The following is a 16,947-nucleotide window of genomic DNA, read 5'->3' as shown; positions in this document are numbered from 1 at the left end:
TGACCGCCTGCCTTCCGGGGCTGTCGTCGGGGTCAACGCGGATGCGGTCCACGAGGTGGTGTCTCACGTGGTCGACCCGTCTGCCTCGTCCAATAGAAGTCCCGCAACCTCCGCGCGTGCCCGTAGAGCGGGACCGAGCATGTCCAGTATCGACGCACCATCCGGCATGGTCGGAAGCATCTCGACGATCCCGACATCGATGAGGTTGCGGACGTCGAAGTTGCCGTCGATGTATTCGGTCTCGAGCCACGACAGGATCTCCTGCACTCGCCGAGGCGATGACGAGCACTGTGCGGTCAGCCATCGGGCGACGTCCGACATCAGTACGTAGGCGAGCAATTCACCCTCTTGGTCCGAGAGGTGCTCGTCCAGCAACGAGCCCAGCTCGGGAGCAGCCGTGACGAGTCGATTCGTGAAGTCGGCCTCTTCATTCATGGCTGCAACAGCTCCTTCAACTCATCGGCGAGCGCTTGTGCCGTCTCCCGGTCTTGGGGACTCGCATCGCCTCGAGTGCGGAGCCAGCGCTCCAACCCTCTCAGGATGTCCTGTCCCTTGCGCACGTGATCCTTGCCGTGCACCAGGTCGCCCGAGGCCAGCTCATGACGGATCGCATCCATGGTGGTGCCGTCGCCAGACCTGTTGGGCTGTCTCACGCCCTTGAACAGCTGGTCCACGTAGTTCGACAGCTTGGGGTCGTCGACCTCCGGCTTCGGTCTACCCGGGCGCCTCGGCACCCACCCACCCGGGTGCTTGATCGTCCCGGCCTCGTCGCGGGCCTGGACCCGGACGAACTTCTCGAGGTTGGTCCGGACGTCCGAGAGGTCGGCGCGCGCCCGCTCGAGCCGTGTCGCAGAGGTGGCGACGACGGAGCGCAAGGACACGAGCAGCGCGTAGAAGCGTGGCGCGGCGGACCGCACCCGCGCTGCGGCCGCGACCGCGGCTGCGCCGCCGCCGAGCCCGCCGGTGAGGCCGGTGATGATCACCGAGATGGCGGCCCCCTCGACGATCATCTGCGCGACCTCGGCCAGCAGGGCGCGGGTGCGCTCGCGGGCGGCCTCCACCGCAGCGGCGTACTCCTCGCAGGCCGTGGCGAGGGTCGACAGCTGCCAGGCGGTGTCGCCGATCAGGGTGGTGAGCTCCGTTAGGGCGTCGACGGCGAGCGGGACCTCGGGCGAACGTTGGGCCTCGAGCAGGCTGATGGCGACGTCGACGTGGTCCGCGAGCCGGGACGTCGTGGAAGCGGCGTGCCGCCACGTCGACGTCGCGTCGGCCAGTGCGTCGACATCGGCTCCCGGCCAGACGAAGCCCTCGACGTGGTCGAGGATCCACCGGTCGATGGCGCCCAACGACGGCTCCTGCGCGCCCAACGTGGACGGCGGCGACGGTGGCTCGACGACGGCGAAGGCGCCGTCGTCGAGGGCGGCGCTCCCGTCGTAGGGGACCTGCGCCGCCGCGCTCTCCGCCCGCTCGTGGTTGTCGCCCGTCGCGGCGAGCAGCCGGCCTGCTCCGGTGAACGCGTGGGTGAGGTCGGTGAGGGCGGCCAGCGCCTCGGTGGCCCCGGCGTCGTACGCCGTCGCGAAGTCGGTGCTCGTCGCGTCGTCGCCCGCCATCCCCGCAGTGGCGGCCAGCCGCGAGCCGAGCGACCGGGTCAGCAGGGCGGCGACGTGGTTGGCCGTGAGGCAGGCGTCAGCAGCCCGGGTGAACCCGCTGCACTCCACGGTGATCCGCATGGCTCGACCCTTGCCGAGGCTGACGTGGCGTCGCCAGACCGGCGCGGCGATCTGTGGACAACGGAGACGCCTGAGTTGTTCTCCACAGACTCCGGGTCGCGGGTTTCCGGTCGCGGTGGGCGGGCACGGACTCCGAGGACCCCGACCCGACGAGGAGGACGCATGACGCCCGAGTCACGCTTCACCGGCTGCATCCGCATCCAGCCGGCGCTCAACGACGCGGAGTGCGACTTCCTCCTCGACGTCCTCGACTCCGACGGCACGCTGCGGGGCACGCCGACGGGCCGGGGTGACCAGGACGTGCCGTTCGCCAGGCTCGCGTGGGAGCCGTGCCCGGAGGGGTGCTGCCTGCAGTGGAACCCCTACCTCGAGGACCCGAAGTGGATGGTCGAGTCGTTGCGGTTCGTCGTGGACCACCTGCTGCGGCCCGGGGCGAAGGGGGAGGGCCACCCGAGGCTGGCCGGCTTCACGTTCGACCACCGGGCGTCCGGTGTCGTCGTGGGGCGCGGGCTCGGCGATCCCACCACGAGGCTGATCACGGTCGAGGCCAACGTGGTGACCGGCTCGGTGGTGCCGGCACCGTGTGAGGAGGTGTCGGCGACCTACCAGCCGGCGCGGTCCCAGGGGGGGCGGTTCGACAACGTCATCGAGTTCCGGCCGCGCCGCGCATGACGGGGCCGGGTCGCGAGCGCGTGGAACCATGGGCGCATGCCGGACGAGCTCGTCGCACGCCGGGCCGGTCTCGCCGCGGTCAAGGGGATGCGCCACCTCGCGCTCGACGGGGTCGACCTCGACGAGCAGGGCGCGGTCGGCGACCGGGCGTACTGCCTGGTCGACGTCGACGCGGCGCGGGTGCTCCGGACCGTGCAGCACCCCGCGCTCATCGGTGTCGTGGCACGAGTCGACGGAGACGTCCTCGACCTGACCCTCCCGACCGGGGACGCCACCCGGGCGACGGCCGTGAGGACCGACCGGACCATCACCTGCGACTACTGGGGTCGCGACGTCGCCCTCGACCTCGTCGACGGCCCGCACGCCGAGCTCGTCTCCGACTGGCTGGGCCGACGCGTGCGGGTGGCCGCGGCGCCGCGCGGTGGCGTGGTGTTCGGCGACCCGCTGACCGTCGTCGGCACGGCGTCGCTGCGCGAGCTCGCCCGTCGTACGGGGCACGACGAGCTCACCGCCCAGTCCGGCCGCTTCCGCGCGACGCTCGTCGTCGAGACCGACGAGCCCCACATCGAGGACTCGTGGGCGGGTCGGGAGGTGGTGCTCGGGGACGCCGTGGTGCGGTTCGGTGGCCCGGTCCCGCGGTGCGCCGTGATCGACCACCACCCGGAGGCCGGGGTGAAGGACGTGCGGCTGCTGGCGGCGCTGGCGCTCGAGCGGCCGACCAACCGGGCCGGCGAGCCGATGTTCGGCGTCTACGCGACGTGCGTGGTGCCGGGGCGGGTCACCGTCAGCCGCTGACCTGCTGCCACAACGCCACGTTGGTCTCGACCGCCGAGGAGTAGTGGTCGTCGGCCGCGGCGACGATGCCGCGCAGCGCGGCGAGCGCGGTGACCATGTCGGCACACCCGTCGCGCCAGGAGTCGTACGACGACGACTGCGCGTCGCTCGCCCGGCCGAGCCAGTCGGCCTGCAGCCGGTCGTGCGCGTGGTCGATGTCGACCGCGAGGCCGAGGAGGTCGCGCTGGCAGGCCGCGAGCTGGGCCACGGCGAGCCGGACCTCGGCGAGGTCGACGTCGTAGGACCTCACGGCAGCCTCCCGCCGAGGCGCCCCCGCAGGTGGTCGCTCGCAACGCCGCGGTGCTCGTCGGCCCCCACGACGTCGGCGGCGGCCGCCGGCAGTGCGTCGACCGCCGCGCCGAGGTCGTCGACGACCCCGGCCGCCGCGCGGCTCCACACCTCCCACTGCTCGAGGAAGGCGGAGGCCGCATCGCCGCGCCAGGTGGCCAGCAGGCCGTCGACCGCGGACTCGGCGGCCCGCCGGCGCGCGTCGAGGTCGGACAGCCGGTCGCCGAACGAGGAGGTGGCCGCCGCGTGGGCTGCCGGGTCGAGCTGGAGGGTTCCCGAGATGATCATGCTCCGATCGTGGCCGCCCGCACCGGCCCGGCGACACCCCTCCGCGCCGATCTGTGGAGAAGCGATCAGCGGAGAAGCGGTGACCTCAGCAGTTGACCTCGCGCCGGTCGAGCTGGCGCGGCACCGTCGGCCGCTGCTCGAGGTCGGCCATCTCCCGGCGGGCGAGGTCGAGCGAGGCGAGCAACGCGGCGAGGGAGTCGATGGCGTCGTGCGCGGCGTCGTCCCACTGCTGCCAGCCCGAGCCCTGGTGGAGGGCGGCCCCTCCCTGCCAGGCCACGACGAGGGCGTCGATGCTGGCTGCGGCGGCGCGTCGGCGGGCGTCGACCTCGGCGATGCGAGCCGCCGTCGACGAAGAGACCGCGGCGCGAGCCGGGCGGTCGTGGTGGAGGTGGCCGGAGATGATCATGAACGGCCACTACCCGCGACCCCACCGCCTCTACACGTGCTTGAAGAGATCTGGAGACAATCGAGACTGCGCCTTGGCCCACGGGGAGGCGGCGCAGGCAGCGCGACCGAGGACCTAGGGTGGGGCGACCACTCCCGCCCATCTCGGAGGCCCCCACGTGGACACCATGACCCCCGTCTACAGCTCGGGAACGCTGCTGCTCATCGCCGCGATCGCCGTCGCTGTGCTCCTCGTCCTGATCATCGTGCTGCGCATGCACGCCTTCGTGGCGCTGGTGCTCGTCAGCTTCCTCACCGCCGTCGCCGCCGGCGTACCCGTCGCGGAGGTGCCGGGCATCGCGATAGCCGCCTTCGGCAGCACGCTCGGCACCGTCGCGCTGCTCGTCGGGCTCGGCGTGATGATCGGGCGCCTGCTGGAGGTGACCGGGGGAGCGCAGGTGCTCGCCGACACCCTCGTCGGCCGCTTCGGGGAGAAGCGGGCGCCCCTGGCGCTGGGCGTCGCGGCCCTGCTGTTCGGCCTGCCGATCTTCTTCGACGCCGGCCTCGTGGTGTTCCTGCCGATCATCTTCTCCGTCGCCAAGCGCTTCGGCGGGTCCGTCCTGATGTACGCCCTCCCGGCCGCGGGCGCATTCGCCGCCATGCACGCGATCGTGCCGCCGCACCCGGGGCCCGTCACGGCGGCCACCGAGATCGGCGCCAGCATCGGCCTGACCCTGCTCGTCGGCGTCGTCGTGGCGGTCCTCGCGTGGTTCGTCGGCGTGTACGTCGTCACCGTCGGGTGGCTCGGCAAGGTCTACGTCCCGGTCGACGACACGGTGCTCACCGGTGGCCGCGAGGCCGACACGGAGAACCCGCCGGCCTTCGGGCACGTGCTCGCCATCCTGCTCCTCCCGCTCGTGCTCATCGGCACCAACACGGTCCTCACGACCCTGCGGGCCAACGGCACGGTCGCCGAGGAGGGCACCTGGGCCGATCTCCTCATCTTCGTCGGCCAGACCCCGGTGGCGCTGCTGATCGCGTTGCTCGTGGCGACCTACACCCTGGCCGTCCGCCGCTACTCGCTCGCCGAGACCGAGTCGCTCCTCAACGACTCGCTCGGCCCGATCTGCGCGATCATCCTCATCACCGGTGCCGGCGGCATGTTCGGTGGCGTGCTCCGCTACAGCGGGATCGGCGCCGCGCTGTCGGACTCGCTCGCCGACCTCGGCCTGCCGCTGATCGTGTCGGCCTTCGTCATCGCCACCATCCTCCGCGTCGCACAGGGCTCCGCCACCGTCGCGCTGACCACTACGGCCGGCCTCATCTCGGCCGGTGTCGCCGACGCCGACCCCTCGAGCCTGCAGCTCGTGGCGCTGGTGCTCGCGATCGCGGCGGGTGCGACCGTGCTCTCGCACGTCAACGACTCGGGCTTCTGGCTGGTCGGCCGGTTCTTCGGGATGGACGTCAAGACCACGCTGAAGACCTGGACCGTCATGGAGACCACGCTCGGCGTCAGCATCTTCGTGCTCGCCCTCGGCATCTGGGCGGTGGGATGAATGGACCCGACGACGAGCACCGCCGAGACGGCGACGCCCCTCCACCTGGTCTTCATGGGAGTCTCCGGGTCGGGGAAGTCGACCGTGGCGCGCGCGGTGCAGGAGCGACTGGGCTGGGAGCTCGCCGAGGGCGACGACTTCCACCCGCCGGAGAACGTCCAGAAGATGAGGGAGGGCACCCCGCTGACCGACGCCGACCGGTGGGGCTGGCTGGAGTCGCTGGCGGAGTGGACGGCCGAGCGTGACGCGCGCGGCGAGCCGACGCTCATCGCGTGCAGCGCCCTGCGCCGGTCCTACCGCGACGTGCTGCGGCGCGGCGGCGAGGGCACGTTCTTCGTGCACTGCACCGGCGACAAGCACATGCTCCTCGACCGGATGAACGCCCGCGACCACTTCATGCCGCCGAGCCTGCTCGAGTCGCAGCTCGACACCCTCGAGCCGCTCCAGCCCGACGAGCTCGGGATGGACGTCGACCCGGCGCTGCCGGTCGACCGGCTCGCCGCGATGGTGCTGGCGCGGCTCGGCCTGCCCTGAGACCGGCGCCTCAGCTGGTCCGCCGTGCGCGGAGCACCGCGTCGGCCACGGCGATCTCCTCACCGGTCTCCGGGTGCGCCTGCGTGCGCGGGCGCGCCTCGGACACCTCGACCACGAAGTCGGGCGGCACGGCGGGCACCAGCTCGTCGGAGGTGAACATGAACGAGGTGTGCCCGTGCCGCAACCCGGTGGTGAGGTCCTCGGGGTGGTGCCCGACCACCAGCAGCGTGCCACCCGGCGCGACCGCGGCGGCGAGTCGTCGTACGACATCGGGCATGCCGCCGTCGGGCAGGTGGAAGAAGTGCGACGTCACGAGGTCCCACGTCTCGCCGGTCGGCTCGAAGGTGCGTACGTCGACCTGGCGGGTGTGGACCCGGTCCTCGACCCCGGCCTCCCGGGCGTGCTCGGTCGTGCGCGCCAGCGCCGCCTCGGCGAAGTCGACGGCCGTGACCTCCCAGCCCTGCGAGGCGAGCCAGATCGCGTCACCGCCCTCACCGCATCCGATGTCGAGGGCGCGGCCGGGTGTCAGTGACGGCGCCTCCGCGGCGAGCTGGACGTTGACCCGGCCGCTCCACACGCGGTCGCCGGAGTAGCGCTCCTCCCACGCGGGCTGCTCGAAGAACCCGTCCCGACGGGCCCGGACGGCGCTGTCGGCGTCGGCGGAGGCGAGCTCGGCGTTGATCCAGGCGCCGACCCGGTTGCCGTGGGCGGCCGAGGCCATCAACGTCATCGAGATGTCGGTCGCGTTGCCCGCGGCGAAGACGCCGGGGACCGAGGTGGCGCCGGTGGGCTCGACCGCGATGACGGACCCGAGCACGGCGCCACCCATCTCAAAGGGCTGCGGCTCGATGCCGAGCGGGCCGAGGTAGTCGGCGCGCACGTGGGGCCTCGACGCCACGACGATCGCCTGCCGCTCGAGGATCGACCCGTCGGCGAGCCGGAGCCCGACGAGCGCGTCGCCGTCGTCCTTGGCGACGACCTCCTGCGGCGTGCCGTGCACGACCCGGACGCCGATCGCCCCCAGCTTCTCGAGCTCCTCGTCGGGCAGCTCGACGCCGTCGTGCACGACCATCACGACATCGTCGGACAGCTGGCTGAACAGCAGGCCCTGGTGGGCGGCCATCGGCGTGGTCGCGAGGATCGCGAGCGCCTGGTCGCGCACCTCCCAGCCGTGGCAGTAGGGGCAGTGCAGCACGTCGATGCCCCACCGCTCGGCCAGTCCTGGCACGTCGGGCAGCTCGTCGACCACGCCGCCGGTGACCAGCACCCGGCGGGCGCCGTACCTCCGGCCACCCTCGGTCGTGACCAGGAAGCCGTCCACCTCGCCGGACAGCCCGACGACGCGGTCGGTGACGACCTCGACGTCGTACGCCGCCACCTCGGCGCGGCCGTCCGCCAGCAGCTCCAGCGGGGGCGCGCCCTCGCGGCCCAGGTAGTTGTGGGCGTGGTCGGCGGGGGCGTTGCGGGGCTCGCCGGCGTCGACCACCAGGACGCTCCGTCTCGACCTGCCCAGCGCCATCGCGCCGCTCAGCCCGGCCACGCCGCCACCGATGACCACCACGTCGTACGTCTCGTTCTCGCTCATGGGACGAGGATGCAACCAGGGATGCGCGATTGACAAACATTCTTGCCGGAGTGGCAAACTGCGGGCATGGACGACGAGGGAGTGCTGCGCGCGGTCGGACCCCGACTGCGTCAGCTGAGGCTGGAGCGCGAGGCCACGCTGACCGACCTCGCCGAGGAGACGGGCATCTCGGTAAGCACCCTGTCGCGGCTGGAGTCGGGCCAGCGCAAGCCCACCCTCGAGCTGCTGCTGCCCCTGGCCCGGGCCCACCGCGTCGCCCTCGACGAGCTGGTCGACGCCCCGGAGACGGGTGACCCGCGGATCCGGTCCAAGCCCGTCGTGCGGCACGGGCGCACCTTCATCTCCCTGACCCGCCGCCCCGGCGGGCTGCAGTCCTTCAAGATGGTCATGCCGGTCGAGGACGACCCGCTCCCGACGCTGCAGACCCACGAGGGCTACGAGTGGCTCTACATCCTCAGCGGCCGGGTCCGCCTCGTCCTGGGCACCCGCGACCTGGTCCTCGAGCCCGGCGAGGTCGCCGAGTTCGACACCCGTACGCCGCACTGGATCGGCAACCCCGGGCCCACGCCGGCGGAGGTGCTGGCGATCTTCGGCCCCCAGGGCGAGCGGATGCACGTCCGCTCCTGAGGGTGGCCCGGGCGCCGGCGCGCGGTGGCACGGTGGACCCATGGCGATCCGCACCGGCACGAGCGTGAAGTGGAAGTGGGGCTCCTCGTGGGCCGAGGGCACCGTGAAGGAGGTCCACCACGACGAGGTCTCCCGCACGACCAAGGGCGAGAAGGTGACCCGCAAGGGGAGCGACGACGACCCGGCGTACGTCATCGAGCAGGAGGACGGCACCACGGTCCTCAAGCTCCAGAGCGAGGTCGAGCGCGCCTGACCTGACCGACAGTGGAGCCCCCGGGCTCGGGCGGTGTCTTCCAGGCGGTCCAGACCGCGTCGTACGGAGGGCTCCGCGCCTCCTGATGCTCTTTACACCGCCTTGACCCGAGTTCTGTGAAAACGCCACGGAATGTCGCCGAACTCCTTAGGTTGAGCCTGCGCCGGTCCCCACCGGTGCGGTCTGACTTCGACGTAGTCGCTCACCAAACGCGAGGCACACATGACTCAGGATGCAGCCCGGGCCAGCAAGGGCACTGGTCTCTCGGTCGCCGGCTGGCCACTGGGCCGGAAGATGGCACTGGCCCTGGCGATCCCGCTGCTGCTCGCGGCCGTCCTCGGTGGACTGCGCGTGGCCGGCGACTACGGCGACTCCCGGCAGGCTGCCCGGAGCGCCCAGCAGGTCACGATCATCCAGCCCGCGGTCGACTACCTGACCGCCTCCGAGGCCGCGATGGTGGCGGCGCAGTCCGACAGTGCCGCCAGCCAGGGCGACCTCATCGACGCCATCAGCGACATCTCCAGCAACGCCGAGACCCTGGTCCAGACGCGCGACACCGCAGAGCTCGACGAGCTGCAGACCGCCCACGTGAACGCGCTGCTCGACCTGAGCCAGGCCATGCGGGGCGACGGCGCCGAGTCGCTCGGCCCGGCGACCTGGATCGCCCTCGTCCGGCAGCTCGAGTCGAGCGTCAGCCAGCTCATCACCAGCGTCAACGCCGCCCAGGAGACCCCCGAGCCGCGCCTCGAGCAGCTCTCCCAGGCGATGAGCGGCCGCCTGTCCCTCGCGCTCCAGCAGGGCCTCGTCGCGACCTCGCTGTCCCAGTCCAGCTCCCAGGAGCTCTTCTCCGAGCTCGGCGTCGAGGCCGCGGCCATCGACCGTCTCGCCGGATCCGTCGACGGCGCGGATGACCAGACCGCGCTCCTGCGCGAGCAGAACACCCGCCACGCCGGGCAGATCCGCGACGACGCCGCCACCGACCTCGACGGACGCGACGCCTACGCCCCGTACGACGAGATCACCCAGACGCTCGTCACCGGTGTGACCGAGACGCTCGACGAGGCGGCCGGTGCCGCCCAGCGCAACGCCCTCGTCGGCGCGGTGCTCACGCTCCTCGCGCTCGCCGCGGCGATCGCTCTCGCCTTCTTCATCGCTCGCAGCCTCCTCGGGCCGATCGGCAAGGTCCGCGACGGCGCCCTCGCCGTCGCCCGGCACCGCCTGCCCGACGCCGTCGCCCGGATCCGGGCCGGTCAGGAGCCGGAGCCGATCAAGACGATCGACGTCCACACCAACGAGGAGATCGGCCAGGTCGCGCGAGCGGTCGACGACCTCCACCGCCAGGCCATCCACCTCGCGTCCGGCGAGGCCCAGCTCCGCCAGACCGTCAACGCGATGTTCGTGACGCTCTCGCGCCGCTCGACCTCGCTGGTCAACCAGCAGCTCGCGCAGATCGAGCGCCTCGAGCACGACGAGGAGGACCCCAAGCGCCTCGAGTCGCTGTTCCGCCTCGACCACCTCGCCTCGCGCATGCGTCGTACGGCCGACTCGCTGCTGATCCTGGCCGATGCGCCGAACCGTGCCGCCGGCCAGTTCAGCCTGACCGTCGGTGAGGCCCTCCAGGCCGCGACGTCCGGTGTGCAGGACTACCAGCGCGTGCAGATCCTCTCCAACCTCAATACCCGTGTCGGTGACGAGGCCGCGCCCGACGTCGTCCACCTGCTCACCGAGCTCGTCGACAACGCGCTCAGCTTCTCGCCGCCCGCCGAGCCGGTGCGCCTGGCCGCCAAGCAGGGCCCCGAGGGCGTGACGATCACGATCACCGACGCGGGCCTGGGCGTGCCGCCGGCCGAGCTCGAGCAGCTCAACGCCGACCTCCAGCACGGCGCCGAGGCCACGCCCGACACCGCCCGGCGCATGGGCCTGTTCGTGGTGTCCCGCCTGGCCGAGCGCCACGACATCGAGGCCCACCTGGCCCGCAACCCGGGTGGCGGCATGACGGCAACCGTGCTGCTCCCGCCGTCCGTGCTGCCCGACGTCACCCAGTCCGGTGCGCCTGCCGCCCCCGCCGAGTCCACGACGTCGAGCGCGTCCGCCGCCGACTCCGCCGAGCTGGTCGGCGCGAGCGCTGGCGCCGCAGCCGAGCCGGTCCTGTCGAAGCGAGAGGCCCGCAACCGCGCCCGCGCCGAGAAGGCCGAGGCCAAGGCCGCCGAGCGCGCCGCCGCCTCCGAGGCGAAGGCACGGGCGAAGGCCGCCAAGGCGGACGCCGAGCTGGAGCCTGTGCCTGCCACGTCCGGTACGACGGACGCTGCCGCCACGGCCGTGACCCCCGCCGCCCCGGCCGCCGCACCCGCGGCCACCGCCTCCTCGTCGTCGGAGCCGACCCCGGACCGTCCGCCGCTCGGCAGCCTCCTGCCGCGCCGCGACCCGGGGGCCAACATGCCCAAGACGGGGGCCGAGGCCTTCCTGCCGCCGGAGACCTCCGGCGCGACCGGTCCGCTCTTCGGCAAGCGTGCCGACACCGCTGCGCCCGCCGCCGACGCCGGTGGCGTCGAGGGCGCCGCGAGCGAGCGTGCCGAGAAGGTCGCTCGCGTGGTCCCGATCACCGCCCTTGCCTCGCGCCAGCGCGCCCAGGCCGAGCAGGAGGCGCGGAGCGCCGAGGTGGCCACCGAGCCCGTGGCCGAGGAGCCGGCGGAGAAGACCGAGCAGCCCGCCGAGCAGCCCTCCCGGGCGTCCGACCCGCTGTCCGACCCCCTGTCCGACCCGCTGCCTGCCGACGCCTTCGACGAGCCGACCGCCCCCGAGCAGACCGAGCCCGCCGCCCAGGTGGAGCCGGAGCCGGTCGCGGAGGTCGAGCCGGTGGCGGAGCCCGAGCCGGTCGCTGAGTCCGAGCCGGCGGCGCGCGTCGACGAGGTCCAGGTCGACGCTGCCGACCCGCTGGGTCTCGGTACCCCGGCCCAGCCGGTCAGCCAACCGGAGCCGGTCAGCGAGGTAGCGGCCGACCCCGTGACCGAGCCCGAGTCCCAGCCCGAGGAGCGCCCCGAGCCCGAGCTCGAGCCGGTGCCGTCGTACGACGCCGCCGCGCTGCTCACCGACGGCCGCGGCCTCCCCGGCACCAACGGCCACGGCACCAACGGCCACGGGACGAACGGGCACGGCTCCAACGGCCACGGGAGCAACGGTCACGGGAGCAACGGCCTGTCCCACGGCGCCGAGCCGGCCCGCGCCGGTGGCGAGTCGCCGATCTTCAAGTCGATGCGCTCCGGGTGGCTCGCAGGCGAGGGCAAGGGCGAGTGGCACGAGACCGAGGTGGACCGCGGCTGGGAGATCGCCGAGCACGTCACCGAGCCGGCGCCGGTCGTCGAGTCCACGCCGGTCGGACTCCCGCGACGTGCCCCCGGTGAGCGCCTCGTCCCCGGTAGCGTGACCCCGCCCACGGCAGCCAAGACGCGCGACCCCGACGCGATCCGCCGCCGTCTCCAGGCTCACACCGCGGGGGTCTCCCGCGGTCGACGAGCAGCCCAGAGTTCCACCCAGCACACGGAAGCAGGCCCCTCATGATTCACGACACCTCCGCCGCCCCCGTCGCCAGCACGGCCGGCGACGACCGAGACCTCGACTGGGTGATGTCGCGCTTCGTCGACGACGTACCCGACGCGGCGCACGCGATCCTCGTGTCCGCCGACGGCCTCCTCATGGCCTCGAGCACCAGCATCCCGGGCGAGCGCGCCGAGCAGGTCGCGGCCGTCTCCTCCGGTCTGGCCAGCCTCGCGGTCGGCGCCGCCCGCCTCTTCGAGGGCGGCTCGGTGATGCAGACCATCGTCGAGATGGAGATGGGCTTCCTGATGCTCATGAGCGTCGGTGACGGCTCCAACCTCACCGTGCTCACGACCGAGGAGGCCGACATCGGCCAGGTGGGCTACGAGATGGCCCTGCTGGTGGACCGCGTGGGACGTACCGTCGAGGCCCAGGCCCGCGTCGGTACGGGCGGCTGAGCCGGACTCGTGCCGTGACGCCGCCACCCGAGCCGGAGGACGAGGGCTACCGCCCGCGACTGATCCGGTCCTACACCCTGACCGCAGGTCGGACGGCCGCGAAGGTCGAGCTGGCCATGGAGGCCACGCTCCGCCTCCAGGCGGGTGCGGAAGCACCCGTGCTCTCTCCTTCTGCTGCGCAGGTTCTCGAGGTCTGCGACAGGCGTTCCGTGGCCGAGGTGTCGGCCCTCACCAAGATGCCGATCGGCGTGACCCGGGTGCTGCTGGGTGACCTGATCGAGCAGGGCCTGGTCCGCATCCAGGCCACCATCACCGACAGCACGTCGACAGATGAGCGGCTCGAGCTCATCGAAAGGACCCTCCGTGGACTTCGAAACTACTAAGGCACAGCGCGCGGCCGCGTCGACGAAGATCGTCATCGCAGGCGGCTTCGGCGTCGGCAAGTCGACGCTCGTCGGCGCCGTGTCGGAGATCGACCCGCTGCGCACCGAGGCACTCGTCACCAACGAGTCCGAGGGCGTCGACGATCTCGCTGCCGTGCCCACCAAGGCCACCACGACCGTGGCGATGGACTTCGGCCGCCTGACGCTGGCCGAGGACCTCGTGCTCTACCTCTTCGGCACGCCCGGGCAGCGCCGGTTCTGGTTCATGTGGGACGACCTGTGCCGGGGCGCCATCGGCGCCATCGTGCTGGTCGACGTGGCGCGCCTCGACGAGTCGTTCTCGCCGCTGGACTACTTCGAGTCCAAGGGGATCCCGTTCATCGTCGCCGTCAACGAGTTCGACGGCGTCCCGCGCTACCCCGCCGAGGAGATCGCCGCCGCGCTGGCCCTGCCCGCCGACGTACCGATCATCAGCCTCGACGCCCGCGACCGCGAGCAGGCCAAGGGTGCGCTCGTGAAGATCACCGAATACGCCCTCATGCGACTGCGCGAGTCGCTCACCGTGAATGCGAACTGACGCCATGACCCGCACCGTCCGACGGCCGGCCCGACGACCGGGCCCGGCCCGCACCGCGCTCGCCGCCCTGTCCTCCGCGGCCCTCATGGCCACGCTGAGCGCCTGCGGCGGCAGCGCCAGCGCCGACGAGGCCGACGCGCTGAGCGAGGTGTCGCTGGTCTTCAGCGGCGCGCTCACCGTCTGCACCGACATGCCCTACGCGCCGTTCGAGTACGAGGAGGGCGGCAAGCCCACCGGCTTCGACATCGACCTGGTGCGCAAGGTCGCCGACAGCCTGGACGCAGACCTCGACGTGATCGACGTGTCGTTCGACGACATCACCTCGGGCAACTCGCTCAACAACGACGTGTGCGACGTCGCCATCTCGGCGATGACGATCACCGGCGAGCGGGCCCGTGTCCTCGACTTCTCCAGCCCCTACTTCGACGCCAAGCAGGCGCTCATCACGCCGCGCGGCTCGGGCCTCGACCAGCTCCCGGAGCTCGCGGGCAAGCGGGTCGGCGTGCAGAAGGACACCACCGGCGAGACCTACCTGAGCGACTTCGCCCCGGAGTCCACGCAGGTCGTGGCGTACGACGACGCGGCGGGCCTGCAGGCCGCGCTGGCGGCGGGCGAGCTCGACGCGGCGATGCTCGACAACACGGTGTCGGGCCAGTTCGTCTCCGACAACCGCAAGCTCAAGCTGTCGCGGGAGTTCGACACCGGTGAGCAGTACGGCATGGCGGTGAAGAAGGACGGCAACATCCCGCTCCTGCGCTCCATCAACAGCACGCTCGCGGACCTCCGCGAGGACGGCACCTACGACGAGATCTACGCGACCTACTTCGGCTGATCGCCCGACCTCCGCCCGAGCGGTGGTCCACCCACGTTCCGGCGCTCCGGGGTGTGGGTGGGCCACCGCTCGTGTGCGTCCGGCGGCGTGTCACCGGCGTGTCGCCGGGCGGGGTCGTCAGGGCGCGATCGTGAGGAACAGGAACGCCGCCAGCAGCACGAGGTGCACGCCTCCCTGCAGCGGCTTCGCCCGGCCGGGTACGACGGTGAGGATCGCGACGGCCGCGGTGAGGAGCAGCAGCACGGTCTGGAGCTGGTTGAGCCCGAGCTCGAGCGGACCGTCGAGCCAGATGCTGGCGATCGCGATGGCGGGGATGGTGAGGCCGATGGACGCCATCGCCGAGCCGAGCGCGAGGTTGAGGCTGACCTGGACGCGGTTGAGGGTCGCGGCCCGGACGGCGGCGATCGTCTCCGGGGCGAGCACGAGCAGCGCGATGACGACGCCGACGACCGCGGGCGGGAAGCCGAGCGCCGCCACGCCTGACTCGATGGCCGGGGACTCGATCTTGGCCAGGCCGACGACGGCGACCAGGGAGACGACGAGCAGGCCGAGGCTGGCCACGGCGGCCCGGTCGGTGGGCGGGTCCGCGTGCCCGTCGTGGTCGAGGTCCACGGGGTCGTGCTCGAACGAGCCGGCGTCGGCGGCGGCGCGCTCTGCGGCTGCGTGCTCGGCCGCCTTCGACGTCACGAGGGGCGAGTGGGCGTCCTGCGTGACCGGCAGGAAGAAGTCGCGGTGCCGGATGGCCTGGGTGAACACGAACATCCCGTAGAGCGCGAGCGACGCGATCGCGGCGAACGCCAGCTGGGCGCCGGTGAACTCCGGGCCGGGCTCGGACGTCGTGACCGAGGGGACGACCAGGCACAGCACGGCGAGCGCGATGACGGTGGCCAGCGCCGCGCCGGTGCCCTCGGGGTTGAAGACCGCAAGGTGGTGCTTGAGCGCGCCGACGAGCAGCGATATCCCGACGATGCCGTTGAGGGTGATCATCACCGCTGCGAAGACGGTGTCGCGGGCCAGCCCGGCGGTGTCCTTGTCGGTGGTGACCATCAGCGTGACGATGAGCCCCACCTCGATGATCGTCACCGCGACCGCCAGCACCAGCGACCCGTAGGGCTCTCCGACACGGTGGGCGACGACCTCGGCGTGGTGCACGGCCGCGAGCACGACCCCGACCAGCAGGACGGACAGGGCCCCGAGCACCGGGGCGCTGTCGGGGTGCAGGGGCCAGGCGATCGCCAGTGCCACCGCGGCCAGCAGGGGAGTGAGGGTGGTCCACGACAGCCGGCGCATGGGCCCAACCCTAGGGGCGCGGCGCCAGCGGGCCCCGGCCGCGCGTCAGCCCTCGGGCGTGCTGAGCTTCTCCAGACGCGCGCGCAGCAGCGGGACCCGGTGGCTGTTGCCCTCGAGGGTGACGTACTGCTCGCCGAAGATCGCCAGCAGCGCGTCGTCGAGGCGGCGTACGGCGCCGGCGGGGTAGCGGTAGCCCATCCGCCGGATCACCGCGTCGGCGTCCACGGAGGTGAGCAGGTCGGCCAGGTCGTCGACGCTGTCGATGCCGAGCTGGGTGAGCAGCCCGGCGATCCAGTCGTAGTGGTCGGTGTGCGACCAGCCGGCGTCGCTGTAGTGGCCGGCCAGGAAGGTGGCCAGCTCCTGACCGACGATGTGGTCGGCGTCGGCCTCGACGGAGCTCCCGGGAGCGGCCGCCTGGATGCGCTCGCGGATCGTGGCGAACTCGCGGTCGGCGAGCTCGATCAGCCCCGCGGCGAGGGTGAAGCGGCGGTCGAGGTCGGCGGCGGCGTCCTCGGGGACGTTGCCCTTGTAGCGGATGTCGTGCTCGAACTCCGCCCACGCGTGCTGGAGCACCGTGCGCACCTGGATGCTGGCCCGCTCGTCGACGAGCTCGGGGTGCTGGTCGTCCTCGGCGTCGGTGCGTACGAGCAGGTGGCGGCTGGCGTAGCCGAACCGGCCGGCCCGGGCGGTCTCCTCACCGAGGTCGCGGTCGTCGAGGATGGCGAGCTCCTCGTCGAGCAGCTCGGCGACGGCGGCCACGTCGCTGTGGACGTAGGTGATCACCCGGACGCCGATCTGGTCGGTCACCTCCTGCAGCGGGTCGGCGTACAACGGGCGGCCGTCCTGTGTGCGGTTGGCCTTGGCCGAGAACGACGCGACGCTCTTGGTGCGCCCCGTGACGCTGAGGTAGTCGATGCCCGCGTCGTCGAGCAGGGTGCGGACCAGGGTCACCCACGCGGCGGTGGCCGCGACGAGCTGCGGCTGCCGGGCGGCGTACGCGCGAACGGCCTCGCGGACCGGCTCGGGCGGGTTCTCGGGGCCACTCATGGCGCCAGCCTGCCAGCACCGTCGGCACGGAGTCGATGCGACGCCCCGCGTGCGAGCCTTCCGGGGGAGCCGGAC

19 protein-coding genes are annotated in these 16,947 nt (G+C 72.5%); 11 read left to right on the top strand and 8 right to left on the bottom strand.

Features of this window, described 5'->3' with window-relative positions:
- Positions 1–63: 63 nt before the first annotated feature.
- Together Q1B24_RS07965 and Q1B24_RS07960 are read right to left on the bottom strand one after the other, a co-directional pair.
- Positions 64–435 (bottom strand): hypothetical protein, encoded by a 372-nt coding sequence (locus Q1B24_RS07965; RefSeq protein ID WP_299925955.1) that lies wholly within the window; start codon positions 433–435, stop codon positions 64–66.
- Positions 432–1,730 (bottom strand): hypothetical protein, encoded by a 1,299-nt coding sequence (locus tag Q1B24_RS07960; protein WP_299925952.1) that lies wholly within the window; start codon positions 1,728–1,730, stop codon positions 432–434. Before Q1B24_RS07960 ends, Q1B24_RS07965 begins: the two co-directional genes overlap by 4 nt.
- A 162-nt stretch (positions 1,731–1,892) precedes the next feature.
- On the opposite strand from Q1B24_RS07960, the gene Q1B24_RS07955 reads away from it, so the two are divergent.
- Together Q1B24_RS07955 and Q1B24_RS07950 are read left to right on the top strand one after the other, a co-directional pair.
- A complete protein-coding gene (locus Q1B24_RS07955; protein WP_299925949.1) occupies positions 1,893–2,402 on the top strand; it encodes a hypothetical protein in 510 nt (169 codons plus the stop codon).
- Between the two features lie 36 nt (positions 2,403–2,438).
- Complete coding sequence (locus Q1B24_RS07950; protein ID WP_299925946.1) at positions 2,439–3,197, top strand: MOSC domain-containing protein; 759 nt, start codon at positions 2,439–2,441, stop codon at positions 3,195–3,197.
- On the opposite strand, the gene Q1B24_RS07945 is transcribed toward Q1B24_RS07950, so the two are convergent.
- The 3 genes from Q1B24_RS07945 to Q1B24_RS07935 all read right to left on the bottom strand — a co-directional run bounded on the left by Q1B24_RS07945 (position 3,187) and on the right by Q1B24_RS07935 (position 4,218).
- The gene (locus Q1B24_RS07945) at positions 3,187–3,486 is read right to left on the bottom strand and encodes a WXG100 family type VII secretion target (protein WP_299925943.1); all 300 of its coding nucleotides are present in this window, start codon (positions 3,484–3,486) and stop codon (positions 3,187–3,189) included. The genes Q1B24_RS07950 and Q1B24_RS07945 overlap by 11 nt on opposite strands.
- Entirely contained in the window at positions 3,483–3,812 is a 330-nt protein-coding gene (locus Q1B24_RS07940) for a WXG100 family type VII secretion target (protein WP_299925940.1), read from the bottom strand. The genes Q1B24_RS07945 and Q1B24_RS07940 overlap by 4 nt, the downstream gene beginning before the upstream one ends.
- An 85-nt stretch (positions 3,813–3,897) precedes the next feature.
- A complete protein-coding gene (locus tag Q1B24_RS07935; protein ID WP_299925937.1) occupies positions 3,898–4,218 on the bottom strand; it encodes a hypothetical protein in 321 nt (106 codons plus the stop codon).
- 166 nt (positions 4,219–4,384) lie between these two features.
- On the opposite strand from Q1B24_RS07935, the gene Q1B24_RS07930 reads away from it, so the two are divergent.
- Together Q1B24_RS07930 and Q1B24_RS07925 are read left to right on the top strand one after the other, a co-directional pair.
- Positions 4,385–5,752 (top strand): GntP family permease, encoded by a 1,368-nt coding sequence (locus tag Q1B24_RS07930; protein ID WP_299926424.1) that lies wholly within the window; start codon positions 4,385–4,387, stop codon positions 5,750–5,752.
- Positions 5,753–6,286: a gluconokinase gene (locus Q1B24_RS07925; RefSeq protein ID WP_299925934.1), complete on the top strand. Its 534-nt coding sequence runs from the start codon at positions 5,753–5,755 to the stop codon at positions 6,284–6,286.
- Positions 6,287–6,296: 10 nt separating this feature from the next.
- Here the strand turns inward: Q1B24_RS07925 and Q1B24_RS07920 are convergent, their stop codons facing one another.
- Positions 6,297–7,871 (bottom strand): methyltransferase domain-containing protein, encoded by a 1,575-nt coding sequence (locus Q1B24_RS07920; protein ID WP_299925931.1) that lies wholly within the window; start codon positions 7,869–7,871, stop codon positions 6,297–6,299.
- Between the two features lie 66 nt (positions 7,872–7,937).
- On the opposite strand from Q1B24_RS07920, the gene Q1B24_RS07915 reads away from it, so the two are divergent.
- From Q1B24_RS07915 to Q1B24_RS07885, 7 genes are all read left to right on the top strand, one after another.
- Entirely contained in the window at positions 7,938–8,498 is a 561-nt protein-coding gene (locus Q1B24_RS07915; protein WP_299925928.1) for a helix-turn-helix domain-containing protein, read from the top strand.
- Between the two features lie 40 nt (positions 8,499–8,538).
- Positions 8,539–8,751, top strand: coding sequence for a DUF2945 domain-containing protein (locus Q1B24_RS07910; protein ID WP_211730544.1), 213 nt, complete (start codon positions 8,539–8,541; stop codon positions 8,749–8,751).
- 222 nt (positions 8,752–8,973) lie between these two features.
- Entirely contained in the window at positions 8,974–12,309 is a 3,336-nt protein-coding gene (locus Q1B24_RS07905) for an ATP-binding protein (RefSeq protein ID WP_299925921.1), read from the top strand.
- Positions 12,306–12,743 (top strand): roadblock/LC7 domain-containing protein, encoded by a 438-nt coding sequence (locus tag Q1B24_RS07900; protein ID WP_191193113.1) that lies wholly within the window; start codon positions 12,306–12,308, stop codon positions 12,741–12,743. The genes Q1B24_RS07905 and Q1B24_RS07900 overlap by 4 nt, the downstream gene beginning before the upstream one ends.
- A gap of 14 nt (positions 12,744–12,757) precedes the next feature.
- A complete protein-coding gene (locus Q1B24_RS07895) occupies positions 12,758–13,126 on the top strand; it encodes a DUF742 domain-containing protein (protein WP_299925912.1) in 369 nt (122 codons plus the stop codon).
- Positions 13,107–13,703 carry an ATP/GTP-binding protein gene (locus Q1B24_RS07890; RefSeq protein WP_056906137.1) on the top strand — a complete coding sequence of 199 codons (597 nt, stop codon included), beginning with the start codon at positions 13,107–13,109 and terminating at the stop codon, positions 13,701–13,703. The genes Q1B24_RS07895 and Q1B24_RS07890 overlap by 20 nt, the downstream gene beginning before the upstream one ends.
- Positions 13,704–13,707: 4 nt before the next feature.
- A complete protein-coding gene (locus Q1B24_RS07885) occupies positions 13,708–14,535 on the top strand; it encodes an ABC transporter substrate-binding protein (protein ID WP_299925898.1) in 828 nt (275 codons plus the stop codon).
- Between the two features lie 117 nt (positions 14,536–14,652).
- On the opposite strand, the gene Q1B24_RS07880 is transcribed toward Q1B24_RS07885, so the two are convergent.
- Positions 14,653–15,825: an ionic transporter y4hA gene (locus tag Q1B24_RS07880; protein WP_299925896.1), complete on the bottom strand. Its 1,173-nt coding sequence runs from the start codon at positions 15,823–15,825 to the stop codon at positions 14,653–14,655.
- Between the two features lie 45 nt (positions 15,826–15,870).
- Positions 15,871–16,872, bottom strand: coding sequence for a (p)ppGpp synthetase (locus tag Q1B24_RS07875; RefSeq protein ID WP_299925893.1), 1,002 nt, complete (start codon positions 16,870–16,872; stop codon positions 15,871–15,873).
- Between the last annotated feature and the right edge of the window lie 75 nt (positions 16,873–16,947).

Source organism: uncultured Nocardioides sp. (assembly GCF_947488025.1).
GTDB lineage: Bacteria > Actinomycetota > Actinomycetes > Propionibacteriales > Nocardioidaceae > Nocardioides.
This window is presented reverse-complemented; position numbering and strand designations above follow the sequence as displayed.

Bases quoted from the DNA above. Each gene is read 5' to 3' on its own strand.
- Q1B24_RS07965 (WP_299925955.1), bottom strand. From the start codon at position 435: ATGAATGAAGAGGCCGACTTCACGAATCGACTCGTCACGGCTGCTCCC.
- Q1B24_RS07960 (WP_299925952.1), bottom strand. From the start codon at position 1,730: ATGCGGATCACCGTGGAGTGCAGCGGGTTCACCCGGGCTGCTGACGCC.
- Q1B24_RS07955 (WP_299925949.1), top strand. From the start codon at position 1,893: ATGACGCCCGAGTCACGCTTCACCGGCTGCATCCGCATCCAGCCGGCG.
- Q1B24_RS07950 (WP_299925946.1), top strand. From the start codon at position 2,439: ATGCCGGACGAGCTCGTCGCACGCCGGGCCGGTCTCGCCGCGGTCAAG.
- Q1B24_RS07940 (WP_299925940.1), bottom strand. From the start codon at position 3,812: ATGATCATCTCGGGAACCCTCCAGCTCGACCCGGCAGCCCACGCGGCG.
- Q1B24_RS07935 (WP_299925937.1), bottom strand. From the start codon at position 4,218: ATGATCATCTCCGGCCACCTCCACCACGACCGCCCGGCTCGCGCCGCG.
- Q1B24_RS07930 (WP_299926424.1), top strand. From the start codon at position 4,385: ATGACCCCCGTCTACAGCTCGGGAACGCTGCTGCTCATCGCCGCGATC.
- Q1B24_RS07925 (WP_299925934.1), top strand. From the start codon at position 5,753: ATGGACCCGACGACGAGCACCGCCGAGACGGCGACGCCCCTCCACCTG.
- Q1B24_RS07920 (WP_299925931.1), bottom strand. From the start codon at position 7,871: ATGAGCGAGAACGAGACGTACGACGTGGTGGTCATCGGTGGCGGCGTG.
- Q1B24_RS07915 (WP_299925928.1), top strand. From the start codon at position 7,938: ATGGACGACGAGGGAGTGCTGCGCGCGGTCGGACCCCGACTGCGTCAG.
- Q1B24_RS07910 (WP_211730544.1), top strand. From the start codon at position 8,539: ATGGCGATCCGCACCGGCACGAGCGTGAAGTGGAAGTGGGGCTCCTCG.
- Q1B24_RS07905 (WP_299925921.1), top strand. From the start codon at position 8,974: ATGACTCAGGATGCAGCCCGGGCCAGCAAGGGCACTGGTCTCTCGGTC.
- Q1B24_RS07900 (WP_191193113.1), top strand. From the start codon at position 12,306: ATGATTCACGACACCTCCGCCGCCCCCGTCGCCAGCACGGCCGGCGAC.
- Q1B24_RS07885 (WP_299925898.1), top strand. From the start codon at position 13,708: ATGACCCGCACCGTCCGACGGCCGGCCCGACGACCGGGCCCGGCCCGC.
- Q1B24_RS07880 (WP_299925896.1), bottom strand. From the start codon at position 15,825: ATGCGCCGGCTGTCGTGGACCACCCTCACTCCCCTGCTGGCCGCGGTG.
- Q1B24_RS07875 (WP_299925893.1), bottom strand. From the start codon at position 16,872: ATGAGTGGCCCCGAGAACCCGCCCGAGCCGGTCCGCGAGGCCGTTCGC.